The organism is Actinomadura sp. NPDC000929 (assembly GCF_040492065.1).
In the GTDB taxonomy this organism is placed as follows: Bacteria; Actinomycetota; Actinomycetes; order Streptosporangiales; family Streptosporangiaceae; genus Spirillospora; species Spirillospora verrucosospora.
In genome coordinates this window covers 101,217-121,385 of sequence record NZ_JBEUPA010000008.1, presented here as the reverse complement: position 1 = coordinate 121,385, position 20,169 = coordinate 101,217, and the positions used below count along the sequence as shown (strand labels likewise).

18 protein-coding genes are annotated in these 20,169 nt (G+C 72.3%); 4 read left to right on the top strand and 14 right to left on the bottom strand.

All coding sequences use genetic code 11. From position 1 onward, the window contains the following. Positions 1–1,149: hypothetical protein (locus ABWI04_RS05425; protein ID WP_353831642.1), on the top strand; the 1,149-nt coding region annotated here is incomplete at its 5' end. A 320-nt stretch (positions 1,150–1,469) separates the two neighbouring features. Here ABWI04_RS05425 and ABWI04_RS05420 read toward each other — a convergent pair. The 6 genes from ABWI04_RS05420 to ABWI04_RS05395 all read right to left on the bottom strand — a co-directional run bounded on the left by ABWI04_RS05420 (position 1,470) and on the right by ABWI04_RS05395 (position 7,430). Further along, complete coding sequence (locus ABWI04_RS05420; RefSeq protein WP_353831641.1) at positions 1,470–1,901, bottom strand: DUF6069 family protein; 432 nt, start codon at positions 1,899–1,901, stop codon at positions 1,470–1,472. Positions 1,902–1,959: 58 nt separating this feature from the next. Continuing rightward, the gene (locus ABWI04_RS05415) at positions 1,960–2,892 is read right to left on the bottom strand and encodes a sigma-70 family RNA polymerase sigma factor (protein ID WP_345171562.1); all 933 of its coding nucleotides are present in this window, start codon (positions 2,890–2,892) and stop codon (positions 1,960–1,962) included. Positions 2,893–2,905: 13 nt separating this feature from the next. Continuing rightward, the gene (locus ABWI04_RS05410) at positions 2,906–3,289 is read right to left on the bottom strand and encodes an SgcJ/EcaC family oxidoreductase (protein ID WP_353831640.1); all 384 of its coding nucleotides are present in this window, start codon (positions 3,287–3,289) and stop codon (positions 2,906–2,908) included. A 166-nt stretch (positions 3,290–3,455) separates the two neighbouring features. Next, on the bottom strand, positions 3,456–4,697 hold the full coding sequence (locus tag ABWI04_RS05405) for an amidohydrolase (protein ID WP_353831639.1): 1,242 nt from the start codon (positions 4,695–4,697) through the stop codon (positions 3,456–3,458). A 224-nt stretch (positions 4,698–4,921) separates the two neighbouring features. Beyond that, positions 4,922–5,281, bottom strand: coding sequence for an MmcQ/YjbR family DNA-binding protein (locus tag ABWI04_RS05400; RefSeq protein WP_345171556.1), 360 nt, complete (start codon positions 5,279–5,281; stop codon positions 4,922–4,924). Positions 5,282–5,330: 49 nt separating this feature from the next. Next, positions 5,331–7,430, bottom strand: coding sequence for a peptidoglycan recognition protein family protein (locus ABWI04_RS05395; RefSeq protein WP_353831638.1), 2,100 nt, complete (start codon positions 7,428–7,430; stop codon positions 5,331–5,333). Positions 7,431–7,627: 197 nt separating this feature from the next. Between ABWI04_RS05395 and ABWI04_RS05390 the strand changes: the two genes are divergently transcribed. Then, complete coding sequence (locus ABWI04_RS05390; protein ID WP_353831637.1) at positions 7,628–8,629, top strand: ATP-dependent DNA ligase; 1,002 nt, start codon at positions 7,628–7,630, stop codon at positions 8,627–8,629. A 36-nt stretch (positions 8,630–8,665) separates the two neighbouring features. On the opposite strand, the gene ABWI04_RS05385 is transcribed toward ABWI04_RS05390, so the two are convergent. Then, positions 8,666–9,256, bottom strand: a complete 591-nt coding sequence (locus ABWI04_RS05385) for a TetR/AcrR family transcriptional regulator (protein ID WP_345171550.1) — start codon at positions 9,254–9,256, stop codon at positions 8,666–8,668. 195 nt (positions 9,257–9,451) lie between these two features. Here ABWI04_RS05385 and ABWI04_RS05380 point away from each other — a divergent pair, with 195 nt between their 5' ends. After that, entirely contained in the window at positions 9,452–10,393 is a 942-nt protein-coding gene (locus ABWI04_RS05380; RefSeq protein ID WP_353831636.1) for a hypothetical protein, read from the top strand. Positions 10,394–10,663: 270 nt separating this feature from the next. Further along, positions 10,664–11,830 carry a DUF4185 domain-containing protein gene (locus ABWI04_RS05375; RefSeq protein ID WP_353831635.1) on the top strand — a complete coding sequence of 389 codons (1,167 nt, stop codon included), beginning with the start codon at positions 10,664–10,666 and terminating at the stop codon, positions 11,828–11,830. A gap of 164 nt (positions 11,831–11,994) precedes the next feature. Here the strand turns inward: ABWI04_RS05375 and ABWI04_RS05370 are convergent, their stop codons facing one another. The 7 genes from ABWI04_RS05370 to ABWI04_RS05340 all read right to left on the bottom strand — a co-directional run bounded on the left by ABWI04_RS05370 (position 11,995) and on the right by ABWI04_RS05340 (position 20,159). After that, entirely contained in the window at positions 11,995–13,881 is a 1,887-nt protein-coding gene (locus tag ABWI04_RS05370; protein ID WP_353831634.1) for a cutinase family protein, read from the bottom strand. Beyond that, entirely contained in the window at positions 13,878–15,050 is a 1,173-nt protein-coding gene (locus ABWI04_RS05365; RefSeq protein WP_345171542.1) for a serine hydrolase domain-containing protein, read from the bottom strand. Before ABWI04_RS05365 ends, ABWI04_RS05370 begins: the two co-directional genes overlap by 4 nt. 194 nt (positions 15,051–15,244) lie before the next feature. After that, positions 15,245–17,206, bottom strand: a complete 1,962-nt coding sequence (locus ABWI04_RS05360; RefSeq protein WP_353831633.1) for an AfsR/SARP family transcriptional regulator — start codon at positions 17,204–17,206, stop codon at positions 15,245–15,247. An 86-nt stretch (positions 17,207–17,292) separates the two neighbouring features. Continuing rightward, positions 17,293–18,018: a TetR/AcrR family transcriptional regulator gene (locus ABWI04_RS05355; RefSeq protein WP_353831632.1), complete on the bottom strand. Its 726-nt coding sequence runs from the start codon at positions 18,016–18,018 to the stop codon at positions 17,293–17,295. Positions 18,019–18,106: 88 nt separating this feature from the next. Further along, entirely contained in the window at positions 18,107–18,967 is an 861-nt protein-coding gene (locus ABWI04_RS05350; RefSeq protein ID WP_353831631.1) for an SGNH/GDSL hydrolase family protein, read from the bottom strand. A 132-nt stretch (positions 18,968–19,099) separates the two neighbouring features. Further along, a complete protein-coding gene (locus ABWI04_RS05345; protein ID WP_353831630.1) occupies positions 19,100–19,435 on the bottom strand; it encodes an MmcQ/YjbR family DNA-binding protein in 336 nt (111 codons plus the stop codon). 31 nt (positions 19,436–19,466) lie between these two features. Continuing rightward, on the bottom strand, positions 19,467–20,159 hold the full coding sequence (locus ABWI04_RS05340; RefSeq protein ID WP_353831629.1) for a class I SAM-dependent methyltransferase: 693 nt from the start codon (positions 20,157–20,159) through the stop codon (positions 19,467–19,469). Positions 20,160–20,169: the final 10 nt, after the last annotated feature.

Below are 20,169 nucleotides of genomic sequence, written 5' to 3'. Positions count from 1 at the left end.
GACTCGTCCCTCTTCGCCATGGTGGAGGATCTGCGCGGCGCCGGCGCCGCGCAGATCCTCCACCACGGGGTCTCGGCCATCACGATCGGCGCCGCCTACCACCGCGCCCGTGACGTGACACCGCATGGCACGACGCGCGTCACGTTCCGCCACGACGGGGTCCATTTTCCCCTGGGTGATGTCTTCGACGGGCTCCGGCTGGTGCCGCCGGTGCAGAAGGGCGCCGACCAGGAGCCCATAAGGGCGCTCAGAGAAGAGACCCGCGCGCTTGGGATCGCGCTGCACGGCTGGGGTGTCTTCCTGCACAACACCACGCTGGGCCTGGCCTTCCCGGACGTCACGCAAGAGAACTGCTTCGGCGACCGTGCAGCGCCGGCCGACCTATGCCCGTCTCACCCGGACGTCCGCGCATATGCCATCGCGTTGGGCCGCGCCATCGCCCGTCAAGGCGTGGACTCCGTGGTCGCGGAATCCCTCCACTTCGGGACGTTCGGCCACGGCTACCACCACGAACGCTCTTTCGTGGACCTCGGGCCTGCCGCCGAGTTCGCCTTGGGCCTGTGCTTCTGCCCGCACTGCCTGGCCCTTCTCCCGGACGCCGAAAAGGCCCGCGAAGTCGCCGCGCGTTTGGTCGGGGAGGTGCTGGACGGCGGCCCGCCCGCCGCCGAACTCCCCGACGTCCTCACCGAGTACGCCCGTGCCCGCTCGCCGATCGTGACGTCGCTGGCCGCGGAGGTCGCTGCGGCCGTCGCCGCCGAAGGCTCCCGGCTGACGTTCCTCGACCTCACCGGCGCCGTCCTGGGCTACGCGGACGGACGTCCCTCCGGCGCCCCGGCGGCCGCGTCCGCCTGGCGGATCGGCGTCGACCCCGCGGCGCTCGGCTCGGCCGTCCCGTCCTACGCCGTCCTCTGCTACGCCCACGACACCGCCCGCGTGGCCGAGGACGTGGCCGCCTACCGGGCCGCCCTGGGGCCGGACACCACGCTCCGCGCCGTCCTGCGCCCCGGCCATCCCGACACGACCTCGGCCGACCACCTGTCCGCCAAGGCCGCCGCCGCCCGCGCCTCCGGCGCCGACACGGTCGACTACTACGCCTACGGCCTGTCCCCGCTGCCCGTCCTCGACCGCATCCGGTCCGCCGGGGCATGATGGGTGCATGAACGCGTGGATCACCGTCGCCGCCTACGAGAACGTCAAGGGCTGCCCGCCGCCCGCCGCCGCGCTCCGGCGTTGACTGCGTGACCGCGGCATCGACTGGATGCCGTTCCGGGCCGACGACGTCACGATAGGGCTCGCCTGCGGGCGCGACGACGACGGGCGCCCGCGCGGCTGGTACAGCGTCCAGGTGCGGGCCGAGGCCCTCCGGCCCCTCGGCCTGCACCCCGACCAGCCCGCGTCCCGGCCCGCCGGTCCCTCCCCTCCGGCCTGGTGGCACGCCGCCGCGGAGCGCGCGGCGCACTCGGGGCGGCTCAGTCCCGGGAGGCCGGGAGGCGGCGGGCGAACATCGGGATGATGATCGCCGCGGCCAGGACGTGCGCGGCGCACAGCATCACCTTCGTCGAGGTCGCCGTGGCGCCCGCGGCGACGGGCGTCGTGAACGACAGGACCGTCAGCGCCACGGCGGCCCAGACGAACGTCCGGGACGGCCTCCGGGCGAACCGCGCGAGGAGCATCGCGAGGAGCGTCCCCCAGAACGTGCTGATGACCGTCCCCATCGCGAACATCCCGACCATGATCGGATCGGCGGCGTCGGCGCCGACGCCGCCGGCCTCCATCGGGACGCCGGCCGCGCGGGCGGCCAGGCCGAACAGCTCGGTGGCGACCGACCCCGCCAGCGCCGCGGCGGCCCCGGTCAGCCAGATCGGGCGGGCGCTGCTGGTGAGCGTCTGAGCGATGTCCATGAGGTGCTCCTTTCAGGGCTTCTGAAAGGAGGTCGAACCCGCGCCGCCGAAATCGACATCATCCGCCGAACATCTCCGGCAGATCGAACGCGGCGAACACCCGCGCGTCCTGGAAGACGACGTTGCGCGCCACACCCCCCGGCGTCACGGTGAAGACCTGCAGGGTGTGCAGCCGGTACGCGCCCTCGGACCGCTGGTACGCGACAAGGGCCGGCTGCCCGTTGGCGGACGTCCGCGCCATCCGCCAGTCGGTGCCGGCCGTCGCGAACACCCGCGCCATGAACCGCCCGTAGTCGCGCCGCCCCCGGTACCAGAGCGGCACGGGCGGCATCTCCATGACGGCGTCGTCGGTCAGCAGCGCCACCAGCCCGTCGACGTCGGCCGCCTCGAACGACCTCACGTACCGGTCGAGGACGGCGCCGACCTCCGCGTCGTCCGGCTCGGTGACCTCCTCCTCCGCGACGCCCGCCACCCCCGCCCGGGCGCGCTGCAGGGCGCTGTTCACCGCGGCCGGGGACGTCTCCAGCAGCTCCGCCGCCTCGGCCGCGCCGAACTCCAGGACGTCCCGCAGGATCAGCACGGCGCGCTGCCTCGGCGGCAGTGCCTGCATCGCCGCCACCAGCGCCAGCCGCAGGCTGCCGCGTCGCACGACGCGCGATGCCGGGTCGTCGAGCAGCGCGTCCGGGAACGGCTGCAACCACGGCACCTCGAACGCCGGGCTCAGCGGCGCGTCCGGGTCCTCGCTCGGCGCCCCGAGCCCGGACGGGAGCGGGCGCCGGGCCCGCCCCCGCAGCGCCGTCAGGCACACGTTCGTCGCGATCTTGTAGAGCCAGGTGCGGACGGACGCCAGGCGCGGCTCGTAGCGGTCCCGGGACCGCCACGCGCGCAGCATCGTCTCCTGGACGAGGTCCTCCGCCTCGTGCACCGAGCCGACCATCCGGTAGCAGTGCACCAGCAGCTCGCGCCGGTAGGAGTCGAGATCCTCGTCCATGGTGGTCTCCCTGTCAGCGTGCGGGCGCGTTGGCGTAGGCGGCGACGAGCCAGCGTCCGTCCCGGCGCGACAGCACCCACGTGGCGAGCCGCTCGCGCTTGGGCGGGAACTCCTGCTCCCCGGCCATGATGATGCCCGCCCTGCTGACGACGATCGCGGTGTCGCCGTACACGCGGACGTCCCGCGGCTCGTCCACTCCCCGGGAGCCCTTGAGCGGCCCCTCGAAGGCGGCGGCCATGAAGCCGCGCACGGCCTCGCGGCCCCGGTTGAACACGCCGGGCATCACCACGGTCGCGTCCTCGACGTAGAGGTCGGCGAACGCGTCGGCGTCGCCGTCGCCCCACGCCTGGTACAGCCGCTCGAACACCTCGTGGACGGCCTTCTCGTCGCTGTTCATCGCATGATCCCCTTCTCGACTTCGATCGGTCGAGGTGTGTACCGCGGGGAGTTCGTCGATTCATCGCTCCTCCGGAAGAAATTTCGGAGAAGAGCAGCGGGGGCCCGGCGTGAGCCGGGCCCCCTGGCCGTGACCGACGCGTGGTCGATCACGGCCGGCCGGTGCGTCAGGCCTCAGACCACGCGTGGTCCAGAGCCGTCAGCGCCATGTGCACCTCCAGGTCGACGCCGCGCGCGATGCAGCTCTCGTCGACGTCGAAACCTCCCTGGTGCAGGTCGTACTTCGGCGTGCCGGGCTTGCGCACGCCGTAACGCCCGAGGGCGCCGTCGACCAGTTCGAGGTAGAGGGAGAAGTCCTCCCCACCCATGCTCTGCCCCGTGGGGCCGATCTTGTCCTCGCCGAGCGCGAGACCACCGGCGTGCCGGAAGATCTCCACGCTCGTCGCCTCGTTCACCGTGGGCGGCAGGCCGAGCGTGGTGATCAGCTCCGCCTCGACCCTGTGCAGCTCGGCCACCAGGCCGACCAGCGCCGGCAGCGCGTCGAGCGCCGACCGCCGGTGCTGCGGGTCCAGGCAGCGCAGCGTCCCTTCGAGCTCTCCCACGATGGGGATCGAGTTCGCCGCCAGGCCCGACTGGAGGCGACCCCATTCCAGCTCGTGGCCGGAACGCGCGTCGAACCTCTGGTCGAGCACCGCCGACAGCTCGCCCACCATGGCCGCCAGGGCCCGGATGGGGCTGCCGGTCAGGTGCGGCCGTGCGGTGTGGCCGCCCGCCCCGGTGGCCCGGATGAGGATCTTGTCGTAGGACGCCGTGATCGCTCCGGTCCGCAGACCGAGGAAGCCGACCTCCTGCGCCGGGTCGCAGTGCAGCGCGAAGATGCGCCGCACCCCGTCCAGCGCGCCGGCCGCGATCACGTTCCGCGCGCCGCCGGGGAGTTCCTCGGCGGGCTGGAAGATGAGCCTGACCGTGCCGCGGAGCAGGCCGGCCTCGGCCAGCATCGCCAGGAAGCGCCCCGCGCCCAGCAACATGACGGTGTGCACGTCGTGGCCGCAGTTGTGCGCCGCGTCCTCCACCGTCGAGCGGTAGGAGACGAGCTTGGTGTCCTTCTGGGGCAGCGCGTCGATGTCCGCGCGCAGCGCGATGATCGGTCCGTCGCCCCCGCGGATGTCGCAGACGACGCCGGTGCCGTTGGGCAGGACCCACGGCCGGAGGCCGATCGCCGACAGGAAGTCGACGATGATCTGGGTCGTGCGGAATTCCTTGAACGCGACCTCCGGGTGCGCGTGGAGGTCACGGCGGATGCCGATCAGCTCCTGCTCGCAGCGGGGGAGGTACTCGTCGAGCCCGCGCCTGATGCTGCGGGGGTCGAAACCGGACGCGTCCGCGCCCGGGGTCCAGATCCTGGACATGGCTTTTCCTTTTCTGTTTCGTTTGTTCGCGGCGTCTGATGATCGCCACGGGAATACCGTACACGGAATACGGGATTGCGCAACATATGCCGGCCTCGGCAAGGGGCGATCTTTGAGGACCGACTAAATGGGAGAAAAGGGAAGACCATCTAGAGTCGGGCCTTATTCGTGCAAAAGGCCCCGGGCAGGTAAAGGCCGATTCCGTCCGTGATCGGCTGAGACGCTCAGAGCCGGGAACGCTGGGCGCGGGTGAGCTTCGCGACCACGAGGTCGTAGGAGTGGTCGACCAGCTCCCACACGTCCTCGTCGGGCACCGAGCCGTCGAGGACGACGGTGTTCCAGTGCCGCTTGTTGAGGTGGTAACCGGGCGTGACCGCGGCGTGCCGGGCGCGGAGCTCCTCCGCGAGACCCGGATCGCACTTCAGACTGACGGTGGGCGGCGACGCACCCAGCGGAACCAGCGCGAACATCCGTCCGGCGACCTTGAAGACGGCCACCTCGTCGCCGAACGGATAGTCCTCCAGCGCGCCCGGCTTGGCCAGGCACTCCGCGATCACGCGATCACGCCACGACTCCTCTGTCACTCCACACACCCTAGGTCGGCCCCGGCGCGCCGGGGCCGACCCGCGGGCGTCAGCGGAGGTAGGCGAGGCCGTCGATGCCGACCATGGGACGGCCCGAGGTGCCCGCCACGACGATCTTGATGGTGTGCGTGCCGCTGGTGCTCCAGGCGCGCGTCCACATCAGCTGGCGGTAGGCCGTGGTCGACGCCCGGGTGTCCAGCGTGCCGATCTTGACGCCGTCCACGTAGACGTACACGGCGCCGAGGTTGGAGGCGCGCTTGAAGATCAGGCCCGCGGTGCGCCCGGTGAACGTCCAGCTCGCGCTCGCGCCCCGGTACTTGCTGTACATGCCGCGCCCGCCCAGGTAGGAACTGGTCGTGCTGACGCCCCAGGTGCCGGTGCGGCGCGCGGCGCCCTCGGTCTGGCCGCCGGTGTAGCGGCTCAGGCTGGAGGTTCCGGTGTTGCCCGCGGCGTCGGTGCCGGCCAGCGTCCAGGTCTGGGTCGTGCCCGGCTTGGACACCGCGGCCCACTGGGTCGTCGTGGTGGAGAACGTCTTGGCCGCGGGCGAGGTGGCCTTCAGCGAGCTGAGGAAGCCGTTGTCGGCGGCCTTCCAGGTGAGCGAGACGGGCCACGCGCCGCTGTTGACCGTCGCCTTGCGCAGGGAGAGCGCCTGGGACGAGATGACGGGAGGCGTCGTGTCCGCGACGATCGTGAAGACGGGGGACGCCGAGGTCGTCCCGTCGGCGAAGGCGGCGTTCAGCTGGACCGAGTGCGTCCCGGGCGTGAGGGTCACCGTGGCGGACGTGGCCCCGGCGGCCGGTGTCGCGGCCGTCGCGCCGTCCACGCTGACGGTGTAGGTCGCGCCCTCGGCCGGCGTCCAGTTCAGCGTGGCCGTGCTCTTGGTGTAGTAGCGGCCCCCCGCGGCTGTGGCGCCGCTCACGGTGGCGCTCAGGGCCGGGACGGTGATCTGCTTGGCGGCCGTCCGGACGGCCGGAAGCGCGGAGTAGAGCTGCGCGCCAGGGCACGCGGTCGCGAACCCGTCGCGGTGACCGGAGATCGTGTTGAACTCGACCTGCTGCCCGTAGGGGTACTTCCCGCCCGTCCCGTTGGGGGCGGCCGACGTCAGCGTCGTCTTCGCCGTCGGGTCGACCCCGGTCAGCCCGAGCTTCCACGCGGCGATCTTCGCGACGCCGTCCAGGGCGGCCTTGGTGGGGGCGACGCCCGGGACGTCCGGGTCGTTCGCCGCCGTGTAGGTGCCGAGGACGGCGATCCCGGTGGTGTCGGTGTTGAACCCGTAGGTGTGGGCGCCGTGGACGGGGCGGTCGACGCCCCCGGCCCGCCCCTCGAAGACCGTGCCGCACTTGTCGACGAGGAAGTTGTAGCCGATGTCGTTCCAGCCCTGGCTCTGCACGTGGTACAGGAACACCGACTTGATCACCGACGGCGACTGGGTGCAGGAGTACTCGTTGCCCGTGTCGGTGTGGTGGACGAACGCGGCCTTGACCGAAGCGTCGTACTCCGGCGGCTCCTTGACGAGGGACTCGTCCGCGCCCCACCCGGCCCGCGCCACGATCGCCGGCTTCGGAGCGGTGACGGGCCCGGCGAGGGGCGTGGTCGCCGCCACCAGCCTCATCCCGGTGCCGCCGTCCGGCCCCGCCGCCCGCGGCGTCGCCGTCGCGGCGGAGGCGCCCGGGTCGATCAGGTCGACGCGCAGGCCCTCCGGCAGCGTGCGGCCCTTCTGCCCGGTCACGCGCACGTCGACACCGTTGGACGGGCCGACCCACAGCCCGTTCGTCCCTCCGCGTCCGCCCCGGTCAGGGGCATCGGCCAGCTCGGGCTCCAGGGCGCGCCACCCCGACCAGCGGCCGGTCTTCGCGTCCCGCGTGCGGATCCGCACGGTTCCCCTGAGCTCCTCGCGCGGCTTGTTCCAGGTGACGCCGACGAGGCTGAACGGCTCGGTCTCCGTGGCGGCCAGCCCCTTGGCCTTCTGGCCCGCGGCGGCCGCGGCGGCGATGTCGCCGAGGGCGCGGGCGTGGACCCGTCCGGGCCCCGGCCGGGTCGCGGACGCCGTGGTCGCCGTCGAGGTCGACGTCGACGAGACCGTCCAGACCACCGTTCCCGCCACCGCCACGGCGGCGAGCGACGTCCCGATCACTGTGCGCTTGAGCATGCTTCCCCGTTCACATTCCGACCCAGGTGATCATTCAGCGCCGGGGTCGTTCAGAACGTTACATCTCGTCCGACTCGGTTCGACCGGTGCCCTCGACAGGGCCTGCGCGAGGCAATGACCTGTCCAAAGCCGGGCCGGAGGGCACTCGCCGCGCCACCGGCGGGGTACCTCGGACACGAGCGCGATCGGGGGTGGGCGTGCGCATCCAGGGACCCGTCGCCCCCATGGCCGCGACCGCGATCGACCGCATCCCCCAGGAAAGGGCCTGCTCAGGCGGCTGTCGCTACGAGCCCAAGTTCGACGGGTTCCGCTGCGTCGCCCGGGTGGGCGAGGACGGCGATGTCCAGCTCTGGTCACGCCGTCTCAAGCGGCTGGACGCGGCCTTCCCCGAGATCGTCTCCGCCGTCTCCGGAACCCTCCCGCCCGGCACGGTGGTGGACGGGGAGATCGTCCGCTGGGGAGGCGACGGCCGCCTGGACTTCGCCGCCCTCCAGCGCCGCCACGTCACCCGCCGCACCGGCTCCCCGATCACCGAGCCGTGCCACTACGTCGTCTTCGACGTCCTGGAGGCCGGCGGAACGGACCACCGCCCCGCCCCCCTCTCCGCCCGCCGCGCCGAGCTGGAGCGCCTCCTGCGCGGCCTCCCCGGCACCTCCCGCATCGTTCTCTGCCCGCAGCTCCGCGACGTGGGCGAGGCCCGCCTGTGGTTCGAGATCCTCGTCGCGCAGGGCATCGAGGGCCTGGTCGTGAAGGCCGCGGGCGACCCCTACAAGGAGGGCAGGCGCGGCTGGTGGAAGGTCAAGCACCGCACGACGACCGAGGCGCTCATCGGCGGAGTGACCGGCAGCATCGAACAACCGCAGACCCTTCTCCTGGGCAGATACACGACGGCCGGGGTGCTCCGCGTGGTCGCCCGCACCACACCTCTCACTCCCCGAGCGCGCACCGCACTGGCCGGCGCCCTCTCGGAGGCCGGCCCCGGCCACCCCTGGCCGGAGCCCCTGCCCGCGGGCTGGGCCGGCGGCCTCCCCTCCACGAGAGACCCGATCCACTACACCCGTGTGGCCCCGGACGCCGTCGTGGAGATCAGCGTGGACGCCGCCGTGGAACACGGCCGCTGGCGCCACGCCGCCCGCTTCCTCCGCCTGAGACAGGACCTGACCCCCGGCGACGTCCCCCAGGACCTGGACCTGGAGTGATCCGGGAAACGCTCGGTAACGGGGCCGCGGGCCCGGTCAGGCGGCACCGGCGGGACGGCCGAGCCCGGCGAGGTGGACGGCGATGACCTCGCGCATCCGCGCCGGGGTGGTCAGGTGGGGATGGGTGGCGGCGTGGACGGCCAGGCCGTCGACGAGGGCGTGCAGCCGGTCGGTCTCGTACTCCACGGCGGGTTCGGGGACGTCCAGGGAGCGCACGAGGGAGCGGCAGCCCTCGCGCAGGAGGCCGTACCCCTCGCTCTGCAGGGCACGCAGCGTCGGATCGACCATCGCGCGGGCGGTGAAGGCCAGCCATACCCGGTTCTCGACGGCCCGCTCCTCGTCCATCGGCAGCAGCTCGGCCAGCACCAGCTCGGCGCGGCGCCGCTGATCGGGTTCGGGGGGCAGCGCCGCCATGCGTCGCTGGATCCGCTCGATGATCGCGCGCAGGGTGAACGCCAGCAGCTCGGACTGCGTCGCGAAGTAGTGCCGCAGCGACCCCATCGACAGACCGGCCTCGCTCGCCACGTTGCGGACCGAGGCCCGTTCCAGTCCGTCGCGCAGGACCACCCGCAACACCGCCGCCGCCACGTCCAGGCGCCGTTGCTCACCGTCCACCACTCTAGGCATCGCCCATTACTAGCACAGTCGTGCTACTATCCGCAGGAAGTAGCACAGTTGTGCTAGTACACGTCGAACGGAGATCGCCCGATGTGCCTGAGGTCCCCTTCGCGCCGCCCGTCCGGCACCGGTCCGTCGACAGGCGGCGGCACGGCCTCATCGCTGCTCCGTAACCGCGCCGTATGGCTGACCGCCCTGGGATGGGTGTCGGCGAACGCGCTGACGCTGGTCCTGGCCGGTCGCAGGCTCCCGCTCGACCTCCACGACGCCGGGGAGCGCACCACGTCCGCCTATCTGGTGGACCTCAACGTGCGGCTCGCCGAGGTCTTCCTCCTCATGGCCCTGGTCTTCCTCCTCACCCGGCGCCGGACCAGGCCCGACCTTGCGGCCCGCGCCCCCGAGCGCGCCACCGCGCTCCGCGAGACCCTGCTGCTCCTCGCCTACGGCGCGGGCGGGCTCGCCCTCGGGTTCGCGGTGGGGCGGGCGTTCGGCTGGCACCCGTTCGGCCTGCACCTGGCCGGCTCGATGAACGAGACGAACGACCACGTCACGCGGGCCGAGGCGATCGTCTGGGCGGGGTACAACCTGGTGGTGTTCGCGATCGCGCCGCTGGTGTACTTCCGGCGCCGCTACTCCGCCCGGGCGCTCAACCTGGTCTCCGCCGACCGGCGCGGCGACCTCCGCCTGATCGTCGTCGTGCTGCTGGTCGAGGCGGCCGTGCAGACCGCCGCGCTGCGACCGGAGATCTTCGACCTCGGCGCCAGGCAACTCCTGCTCGGCGCGCCGCTCACCTTCGTCCTCTACATGGCCGGGACGGTCCTGCCGACGATGGTCTTCGTCCACGCGATCCTGATCCCGCGCTTCGCCAGGCTGACCGGCTCGACCGCGACCACCGTGATCTTCGGCGGAGTGGTCTACGCGGCCCTGCACGTGTCCGACTCCTGGGCGGAGTACGGCTCCCCCCGGGCGGCGGCCGTCTCGATCGCCTTCCTGCTGCTCACCTACTTCGGCCCCGGCATGGTGAAGGCCTGGCTGACCGTGCGCACCGGCAACGCGTGGGTGCACGTCTGGGCCTACCACGCCCTGGCGCCCCACACCCTGGTCGACACACCCCACGTCGCGCACACCTTCGGCATCCACCGGTGATCTAGGCGGGAGGCTCCGATCCCGCGGCGGCACCTCGCGGAACCGCTCGACCGCCGGACGCTCGACCACCGGACGCTCGGCGACCCGCCGCCGGATAAATCGGATTACTGATCGTGATTCCCTGGCGACTCTCCCCGTATCTACGGTAAAACAGACACTGATGTTCTTCTGAGCTTGTCGCCGGACGACCGGGATCTGCCGATCCTCGCCAAGGGCCGCGGCGCCAAGGGCATCTCCATGCACGAGAGTCGACCTGAAAGGCATCGCCAGATGACACGTCCATCGGACGACAAGGGCACGGACGCCGGCGGTCTCTCCCGCCGCAAGCTCCTCAGGGTGGGCGCCGGCGTCGCCCTCGGCGCGGGCGCCGTCGGCGCGGGGTGGGTCGGCTTCAGCCAGGACGGGCGGCAGGCGACGGTGCGGACGGCCGGCGGACCGGGCGACCCGTCCAGCCCGACCCTCGCGACCAAGATCAAGAACCTGAGCGGCCCGGTCGAGACCGGCCCGTTCGCCTCGCCGTGGACCGACCTCGGCATCCCCGTGCAGTGCCCGGACGGCACCATGCTCTTCGTCTGCGGCGACACCTTCAACGGCGACCACGTGCCGAACCCGGGCGAGCCCGCCGACGACTGGCGCGCCCCGGTGGGCCTGCGCTCCAGCAACGGCGACGTGAACAACCTGCGCATCGACGGAAGCGTCGGCGGAGGCCACGCGAGGGCCCTCGTCGACGAGCCGCACAACCCGGTCGGCGACAAGGCCACGACGGCGATCCCGTCCGACGCCTTCGTCGTGGACGGCGTCATGTACATGCACCTCATGCGCGGGGTCATCTACGACACCCACCACACCGACTTCTGGCGCTCGACCGACAACGGCGAGACCTGGGAGTACCTGTGCCAGTGGCCGGGCGACCTGCACGGCGGCCAGTTCCAGCAGAAGACCTACGCGGTGGCCGCCGACGGCTGGTGCTACGTCCTGTCGACGGTCTTCAACCGCGACCGGGACTCGGGGATGCTGCTCCACCGGGTGCGCAAGGAGCGGCTCGGCGACCCGAACGCCTACGAGCCCTGGGGGTACGCCGACGGGGACTGGCGCTGGGGAGCGCCCCCGACGACGGTCTTCGGCGTCCGCAAGTGGGGCGAGATCTGCTTCCGCGCCATGGACGGCAAGTACGTCCTGACCTGGTTGAACATGAACCCACTCTCGATCCGGGCGATGGTCTTCCCGCTCCCGACCTCGGACCTGACGCGGACGCTGGAGCAGACGCTGATCCTGCCGTCCGACCCCCGGGCCGAAGCGGCCAACCTCGTCGCCAGCCCCTACGGCGGCTTCGTCGTCCCCGGCTCGACGTTCGGCAACTTCCACATCATCGTCAGCCAGTGGTACGACCCGCGGAACTACCGGATCATGCAGTACAAGATCAACATGCTCTCCTGAGCGAGGACCGGGCGCCGTCCCCCGGCGGCGCCCGGCTCGCCCGACCGCCCCCAGACGAGGCCGGCGGCCCGTCCGAGGGCGGTTTCTTCTTGTCACGCGACCGCCGGCAGGCCGGGCGTCACCCGGCCTGCCGGCGGTCGGAGTCCCTGGAGGGACGACGAGGGTCAGGCGGCCTCGATGCGCTGGGCGAGCCAGGCCTCAAGGACCTCCAGGGCAGGGCGCCCGCTGTCGTCGACGGGCTCCGTGCCGTACATCACGTGCCGCCGCGTGCCGTAGAACACCGCCGCGTCGACGCCCTCCTTGACCAGGTTGCTCGGGTTGAGCCGGGTCTTCAGCAACCGGTTGAGCGTGCCCTTCGGCAGCGGCACGCCGGCCACGTCCAGACCGTGCTCGGTCAGGTCGGTGATCTGGGGGACCAGGGAGAGCAGGTCGACGCCGAAGAAGGCGTTGAGCGACTTCACCGGGTCGGCCGGGTCGATCTTCGGAGGGTGCTTCGGGTCGAAGTCGTCCAGCTTGTTCTGGATGGCGCGCAGGTCGCGGGTGATCCGGACCCAGTCGACGCGGTCGAGGATGGCCAGGGCCTCCCCGACGGCCCGCTCGGGGGAGCCGGGCGGCCACATCGCCAGCAGCGCGGCGAGCGGGGTGAGGTCGACCCGGTTGGCCGTCTCGGCCAGCGGCATCAGCCGGTCCTCGATCGCGACCAGGGAACGGTAGACCCCGCGCGTGTCGCCCCGCTGGGCGTACGCGGGGACGGCCCGCGCGGCGCGCTCGATCCCGCGGTAGTCGATCCTGCTGATCCCGCCGACGACGTTGCTCGCCTGGGCCAGCAGCGCGACGGGCTGGAGCCCCTGGATGACCTTGGTGACCTTGGCCACCTGGTCGGCGGGCAGCCCGGCCAGCGGCGCGGCCTTGGCGGCGGCGGCGAGGGCCGCCCGCGCCAGCGCGGCCGTGTCCCCCGCCTTCGCGGCGGCCTGCACCGCGTCGAGCTCGTTGGCCAGCCCCACCAGGTCGGTGTTGGCCAGCGCCTGGAGCACCTGGCCCGCGATCTGGTTCTGCGAGCCCGGCGGGGAGTTCAGCAGCGTGTTCACCACGACGGGGTTCGCGACCGCGCGGGTGAGCGCCTGCAGCGGGCCGACGAGCCTCGCGAGGTCGCCGGCCGTGCGGGCCGCCCCGGTGGTGTCCTTGCCGCGCGCCTGGCCGGTCAGCGTCTTCACGCCGTTGGGGACGGCGGTGAGGTCGGCGGGCCTGCCGTTGACGGTGCCGAGGTCGGTGGAGAGTTCACGCTCCGCCGAGCCCTGCAGGTTGGCGATGCCGACACGGCTCAGCACGGTGCCGAGGGTGGCGGTGAGCTCGTTCTCCTCCGGCAGGGCGCAGTACAGGTCGCCCTTGAGGCACACGTTCGCGACCCGTCCTGACAGCTCGCCGAAGCCTCCCGGCCGCGGCCCGGCGAGACCCCGGGTGCCGGGGAGCGGATCGCCGAGGTTCACCTCGCCCTTCGTCCCCCTGCCGGGGTCGGCCACGCCTCCGCCCGCGACGTAGGAGGCAGCCGGGACCGGACCCTTCCCGGCCCCGATCTGGGCGGCGATGTCGCCGTTGACGTCCGCGCCCTGGCTGAAGCCGAGCCCGACGAACCGGGTGCCGGGGCAGTCCCGGGAGATGTCCGTCATCGCCTTGCGGGCGGCGTCGATCCCGGTCTGCTTGGAGTCGTTGTAGGTCTTGCCCTGGTCGAACGCGGTCGCGTTGTAGCCGACCCAGTACGAGGAGATCCGGTCGCCGAACCGCCGTTCCAGCGGCTCGGTGATGCCGCGGAGCATGCCGACCGGCGTGTCGGGGTCGGCGGCCGACGTGGTCTCCCAGGTGCCGGGCACGACGATCAGCTTGATCGGGGTGCAGGACATGGCCCCGGACGTCCGCGCGGCGTTGACCGGCCCGTCCGTGTTCAGCAGCGGCACCGCGGCGGCGGCCGCGACCGCTCCGGCCACCGCGACCGCGACGGCCGGCCTGCGGTAGCGCCGCCACTGCGGCCTCCTGGCGTGCAGTCCGGCGCTCACCGCCGGCCCCTCAGCGCGCAGTAGGCGTCCTGGGCCGCCGTGACGACCGCGGTGCCCGCCTTGTCGGGGATCATGTTGTAGCGGTTGGTGGCCATGACGACCTGGTCCTTGCCGTCCGGGCTCGTCAACCACTGGCTGAAGTAGCCGATCACGGCGCCGTTGTGCGAGTACGCGGTGCCGCACGGGGTCTTCATCATGATCACGCCGAGGCCGTAGGGCTTGTCCGGGGACGCGACCTGTTGGAGCTCCCGCTGCTGCGCGGGAGGCAGCAGGCGGCCCGAGGCGAGCGCGCGGGTGAAGTCGGCGAGGTCCTCCTGGGTGGAGACCATGGCGCCCGCAGCGCCGAACATCTGGACGTTGGAGAACGAGATGTCCCGGATGGTGAAGTAGCCGTGCAGCCAGTTCCCGTACAGCTTGGGGTCGGCCTCGGGGAACGTGGTGTCGCTGAGGCCGAGCGGCTTGATGATCCGGTTGGTCACCTCGACGGCCGGGTGGTGCCCGGTCGCGGCCTGGATGATCAATCCGCCGAGGACGTAGTTGGTGTTGGCGTAGTTGAACTTGGCGCCGGGCGCCGACAGCGGCTTGTTGGCCGTGGCGGCCTTTACCAGCTCGCGGGGGTCCCACTTCCGGTAGGGATTGATGTCGGCGACGTAGGACCCCGAGATCCGCAGGTCGTGGATGTAGTCGGGGAGCCCGCTGGTGTGGTTGAGCAGCTGCCGGATCGTGATCTTGCGGCCGTCGTTGCCGTTCGCCGCGACCAGACCGGGCAGCCACCGGTCCACGGTGTCGTTCAGCGACAGCTTGCCCTCGGCCTCCAGCTGCAGCAGGACCGTGGACACGAACGCCTTGGTGTTGCTGCCGATGCGGACCTTCGCCTTCGGGTCGGCGGGCACGCGCATGAACATGTCGCCGTGACCGGCTGCGGCGTACTGGGTGTCGGCGCCGCTGCGGGCCATCCCGATCACCCCGGGCAGATGGTGCTCCGACTGGAGCCTGGCCACGCGCTCCTGGAGGCCGGCGGCCCGCACATCGTTACCGGCCTCGGTCTTCGCGCCGGCCGAGGCGACCGTGGCCTCCCGGTCCTGGACGCCCATCGTCACCGCCGTCACGGTGGCGGCCGCCGCGACCAGCGTCGCGCCGGCGCGGACAAGGAACTTCCGACTTCGCATTCGGTCTCCCAGACAATTCGACGATCGTGTCTGCGACGCTAGTGAGACCCGTTGAAATTACGATGACAGGCGAATATCGAGGCGGCTCGTCCTGTTATTTTCGACCACACTTTCACGGGCATGCCGAAAACGCGCCGAACGCTTCTCGGATTCGTTCGGCGCGTGGTTCCGGAGAAATGGACGGTGAACGGCGGCTAAAGGAGTGAAGGCGCCCCTGCGACGGCGACCAGACCGGCTCTGCCCAGGGCCGGCGGGTCCTCCGCGGCGAGTTCTCGCGCGAACAGCGCGAGCAGCCCGTTCAGCCGGTACTGGTGGACGGACGGCTGCTGCACGAGGTTGGCGTCCACCAGGTTCTCGAGCGCCTGCTCGGCCCCTCGCGCGCCCCAGCCGAGGGCGGCCGCCAAAGCCCGATGGCCGCATCGCCCCTCAGGCGCCGCCCCCAATGCGCGGAACGCTCGGCGCTCGGCGGCAGGAAGCCGTTCGTAGGAAAGCCGGAAAGCCCCTTCCACGCTCCGGTCCTCCGCCGTCAGCTCGTCCAGGCGGCGCCGGGCATCGGCCATCCTGTGCACCAGATGCCCGATCGCCCAGGACGGGCGGCTCTGCAGGCGCGCGCCCGCGATGCACAGCGCCAGGGGCAACCGGTCGCACATGGCCGCCAGCTCCCGCACGGCGACCGGTTCGGCCGCGGCGCGCTCGGCGCCCACGATCCGGGTCAGCAGCGCCTCCGCCGCCGTCCGGGTGAGCGCCCCCAGCGAGACCCGGCGGTCCACGTCCAGCCCGACCAGCCGCCGGCGGCTGGTGACCAGCACCCTGCTGCCCGCCCCCGCGGGGAGCAGCGGACGCACCTGGTCGGCGCCGGACGCGTCGTCGAGGACCAGGAGCAGGCGCAGCCCGGCGGTCGCGCTCCGCCAGGACGCCGCGAGCTCGTCCAGGCCACCGCCCGCGGGCCCGGCGCCGACGGCCCGCAGCAGCCGGCGCAGCGCGCGTTCCGGCGGCACCGCCTCCCGCCGGTCGCTGTGCCCGTGCAGCTCGACGAACAGGCAGCCGTCCGGGTGCTCGCCGCGCAGCGCCCGCGCGGCGCGCACCGCGAGCGCGGTCTTGCCCGCCCCCGCGACCCCGTCCACCGCGGCCACCGCGAGGCCGCCGCCGGTGAGCAGCGCCAGCTCGTCCTCTCGTCCGACGAGCTCCCCGACCTCCGCGGGCAGCTCGTCGGGGACGCGCCGCGCGGAGGCGACCCGCACACGCCCCTCGTCTCCCGCTTCGTCCCGCGGAGCGAGGTCCAGGGCCGCGTCGTCACCGCGCAGCACCGCCTGATGCACGCGCCGAAGCCGGTCGCCCGGCTCCACCCCGAGGTCCTCCACGAGCCGGCGGCGCAGGTGCGAGTAGACGGCCAGCGCGTCGGCCTGGCGGCCGCTCCCGTACAGCGCCCGCATGAGCAGCGAGGTCAGGGCCTCGCTGTGGGGGTGCTTGGGGATCAGGGCGTGCAGCTCGCCGACCGCGTCCACGAACCTGCCGAGCTGGAACTGGCACTCGACCTTCTCCTGCAGAAGGGTGAGCCTGCGCTCCTCCAGCCGCAGGCGCTCCGCCTCCGCGAACGGCCCGGGCAGCCCGGCCAGCGGTTGGCCCTGGAACAGCCCGAGGGCCGCGTCGCAGGCGCTCGCCGCGGCCGCGAGATCGCCGGACCTCCTCGCGGCGGCCGCCGCGTCCGCGGCCTCGTCGAGGCGCAGCACGTCGACCGCCGTCCCCCGGCTGACGAAGCGGTAGCCGCCCCGCTCCCGCGCGATCACCGACTCCTGCGCGTCCTCGCCGAGCGTGCCCAGGCTGCGGCGGAGCCGGTGGACGTACACCGGCACGATCTTGTCGCCGGAGCCGGGCGGATCGACGCCCCAGACGCCGTCGAGCAGCTCCCGCCGGCTCACGGTCATGTCCGGGCGCAGCAGGAGCGCGGCCAGGAGGGCCTGCTGCCTGAGGGGGCCGAGGTCGAGCCGGGTCCCGCCGCGCCAGGCCCGGACCGGGCCCAGCACGGTGAATTCGAGCAGGCGGGGGGCCGGGTCCGGCATCGTGCCCGAGGTCATCGCCATCGCCATCATCAGACCGATCTCTTCGAACTGCTGATCAGGGACGGTCCGCGCGTGTGAGGGAGCATCGCGGACCATGGCATAACTTTGTAATGGGTAGGTTATTACTATGGGATGGCGCGGTGCGGCGATTGGTTCGGACCGCCCGCGTGGCGATCGTCACGTCACCGCGCGGGGCGCGGCCGCCGACCCCGGCGGGGTGCCGGCTCCCGCGCGACGACCCCGGCCGTCTCGGCGTCGAGCAGCGCCTGCCCGGCGGAGCGCTCGGCGGCCTCGCGCTCGTCTCCGAGCCCGACCAGCAGATTGATCACATGCGGGCCCAGCACGTGCAGCACGCCCCGGCCCTCCTGGCCGAACACCCCCGTGGTCTCCAGCAGCACGTAGCCGTGGATCATGCACCAGATCTGCCCGGCCACCAGGACCGGGTCGTCCCGGCGGATCCGCCCCGCGTTCATCGCCCGCCGCACCTGCCGGGGGAGCAGGGCGAAGGCGTCGTTCAGCTCGGCGGCGGTCGCCGGCGTGCCCTCGGCGGTCAGGTCGTGCCCGAACGACGGCAGCGCCCCCGGCGAGGCGAGCCCGAACATCAGCCGGTAGCGCTGCGGGCTGGCCGCCGCGAACTCCCGGTAGGCCAGCCCGAGGACCAGCAGGTCGGTCACCGGGTCGTCGGTGTCGGGCACCTGCCGCAGGTGCCGCTCGAAGCGCGCGAACGCCTCCCGGCCGAGCGCCTCGTACAACCCGGTCATCCCGCCGAAGTGCGTGTAGACGGCCATCGTGGACGCCCCGATCTCCGCGGCGACCCCCCGGGCGTTCAGCGCCTCCGGCCCCCGCTCCTCCAGCAGCCGCATCCCGGCCCCGACCAGCTTCTCGCGCGTCCCCGACGTTTTGGGCATGACAATGTTATAGCGCGCCGGGAACGGTCCGCATTCACCTGAACGGCCATGTCTTTCTGGTGTGGCGGTATCGACGCTCCCCGCGGGGTCAGGCGGTGCCGGGAACGCCGGCCCGCTCGGTGGGCACTGCCGGAACGACCTTGAGAAAGGCATTGGCGATCTCCTGGTACCCCGCCGCGGTCGCGTGGCCGTCGCCGTCGCTGCACTGGTACGTCCACGTGCAGATCCGTGCCACGCCCCGGGGGACGGCGCCGTACGGAGGGGCCGTCACCTCGGTGAGGTCGTGCCCGGCGAAGGCGCCGTTGACGTCCGCGACCCGGAATCCGGCGGCGAGGTAGACGCCGTGCTCGTAGGCGTTGAAGGTGTCGACGACCGGTACGGAGGCGAGGGCGGCGGCCTTGCCGCCCGACACCCAGGACGCCAGGCCGGGGTTGTAGTAGTTCATGGCGGCGTAGGTGGGCCCGCCGCCTCCCGCGCCCCGCAACCGCGCGGTGATCTGCGGCAGGTTGGCGACCAGCGAGCCGACGCCCCGCACCGCGCAACCCGCGTCGACGCTCCCGCCGGGCAGGCAACCGTTGGTGTCGTTGGCCCCGATGTCGAGATTGACGTACCGGACGCGGCCGGCGTGCGTCGTCAGGAAGGCCTCGGCGGCCTTCAGTTGGGAGCCTTCCGCGTATCGGCAGATACCGCCCTGAAGCATCGTCGTGGTGGTCTCCCCGGGACATCCGAGCTTCACCAGTTGGAGCCGAGGATTCCGTGCCTCCAGCGCGGCATGGAGCCGGTCGGTGTAGCCCTGATCGGTCGGCCCCGTCCCGGCCTGAACGCCCACGGACAGCGAGTCGCCGAGCGCGAGGTAGTACTCCGGACCGCTCGCCGAGGCGACGGGCCCCACCAGGCCCGTCCCCACCACAGCGGCGACCACGACGGCGATCGATCTGACCAGCCCCATCCCCGCTCCAGCGACCTCGGCTTGAGCGCACCCCACCCGGCGCGCGCGTGACCACGCTAACAGACATCAATGTCTATTTGAAGGGACGGACGACCCGCCCCCGGCGAGGCGACCAGGGGGACGGGCTTGCGCTCAGGTGTGGAGTGTGGCGGCGAGGCGTTTGGGGGCTGAGAGCCGCCAGGCTTCGGTGACCAGTTCGCGCAGCTCCTCGGGGTCGACGGTGGCCAACTGGACCTCGACCCACCCGAAGCGTCCGCTGGCCCAGGACGGGGCGAAGGTGCCGGGGGCTTCGGCGACGAGGGCGGCCTGCTCCTCCCGGGTGGCTTTGAGCAGGACGAAGCCGTCGTTCTCGTTGAGGTAGCAGAATCCCTTGCCACGGACCCGGAAGCCGGTCAGATCCGAGAACGCCTCGCGCTCGGTGACCTCCGGCAAGGCGAGCACCGTACGCAGGAACTCCTCAGCACGCATGCCCGAAGATGTACCAGCCGGGTAGGACGCTTCAACGCAGAGGCTCGTAGAAGGAGTCGACGGCGGCTTGGCCGGTGTAGTTCGGACCGGCCTGGTCATCGGCTCCGAGGTACCGGTAGGGGAACCGCACCTGCCCGTACCCGTCGCGGGAGATGCGGCGGCGGACGGAGTCGTAGGCGAACCCCTGCGCGCGCAACTGGGCCGTGAGGCGACGACCTGCCGGGGCGCCGTCCTCACGGCGGACGGAGCGGGCGTCGGAGTTGGCGACGAACCGGCCGTGATCGGTGAGCCACGACGCGATGCGGCTCAGGACGCCGAGCTTGTCGCCCACGTAGTGCAGCCCGTGCACGCACGTGATCAGGTCGAAGCGGCAGCCGGGGACCCAGTCGGCCACCGAGCCGCTGACCAGGCGCAGCATGGCGGGGACGGAGCCCGGGACGAAATGGTCCACGAGGTCGAGACCGGTGATCTCGACCTGTCCGGTCATGCCGCGACCGGCCAGGAGGGAGGCCGCCTCGACGGGTGCCCGTCCGCTCCCGCAGCACAGGTCCAGCCACCGCACGGGTTGCGAGGCTATGGCGCGGGCGCTGATCTCGGTCAGGACGTCCATGCCGAGCTCTCTGCCGTAACCGTTGGAGCCGCTGAGGGACCGCTCGCGATTCATCGTGCAGTTCGCCACGACCGACGATCTCGCCAGTTCGCCGTCATCGAGCAGCCGCGTCACACCGGCATTG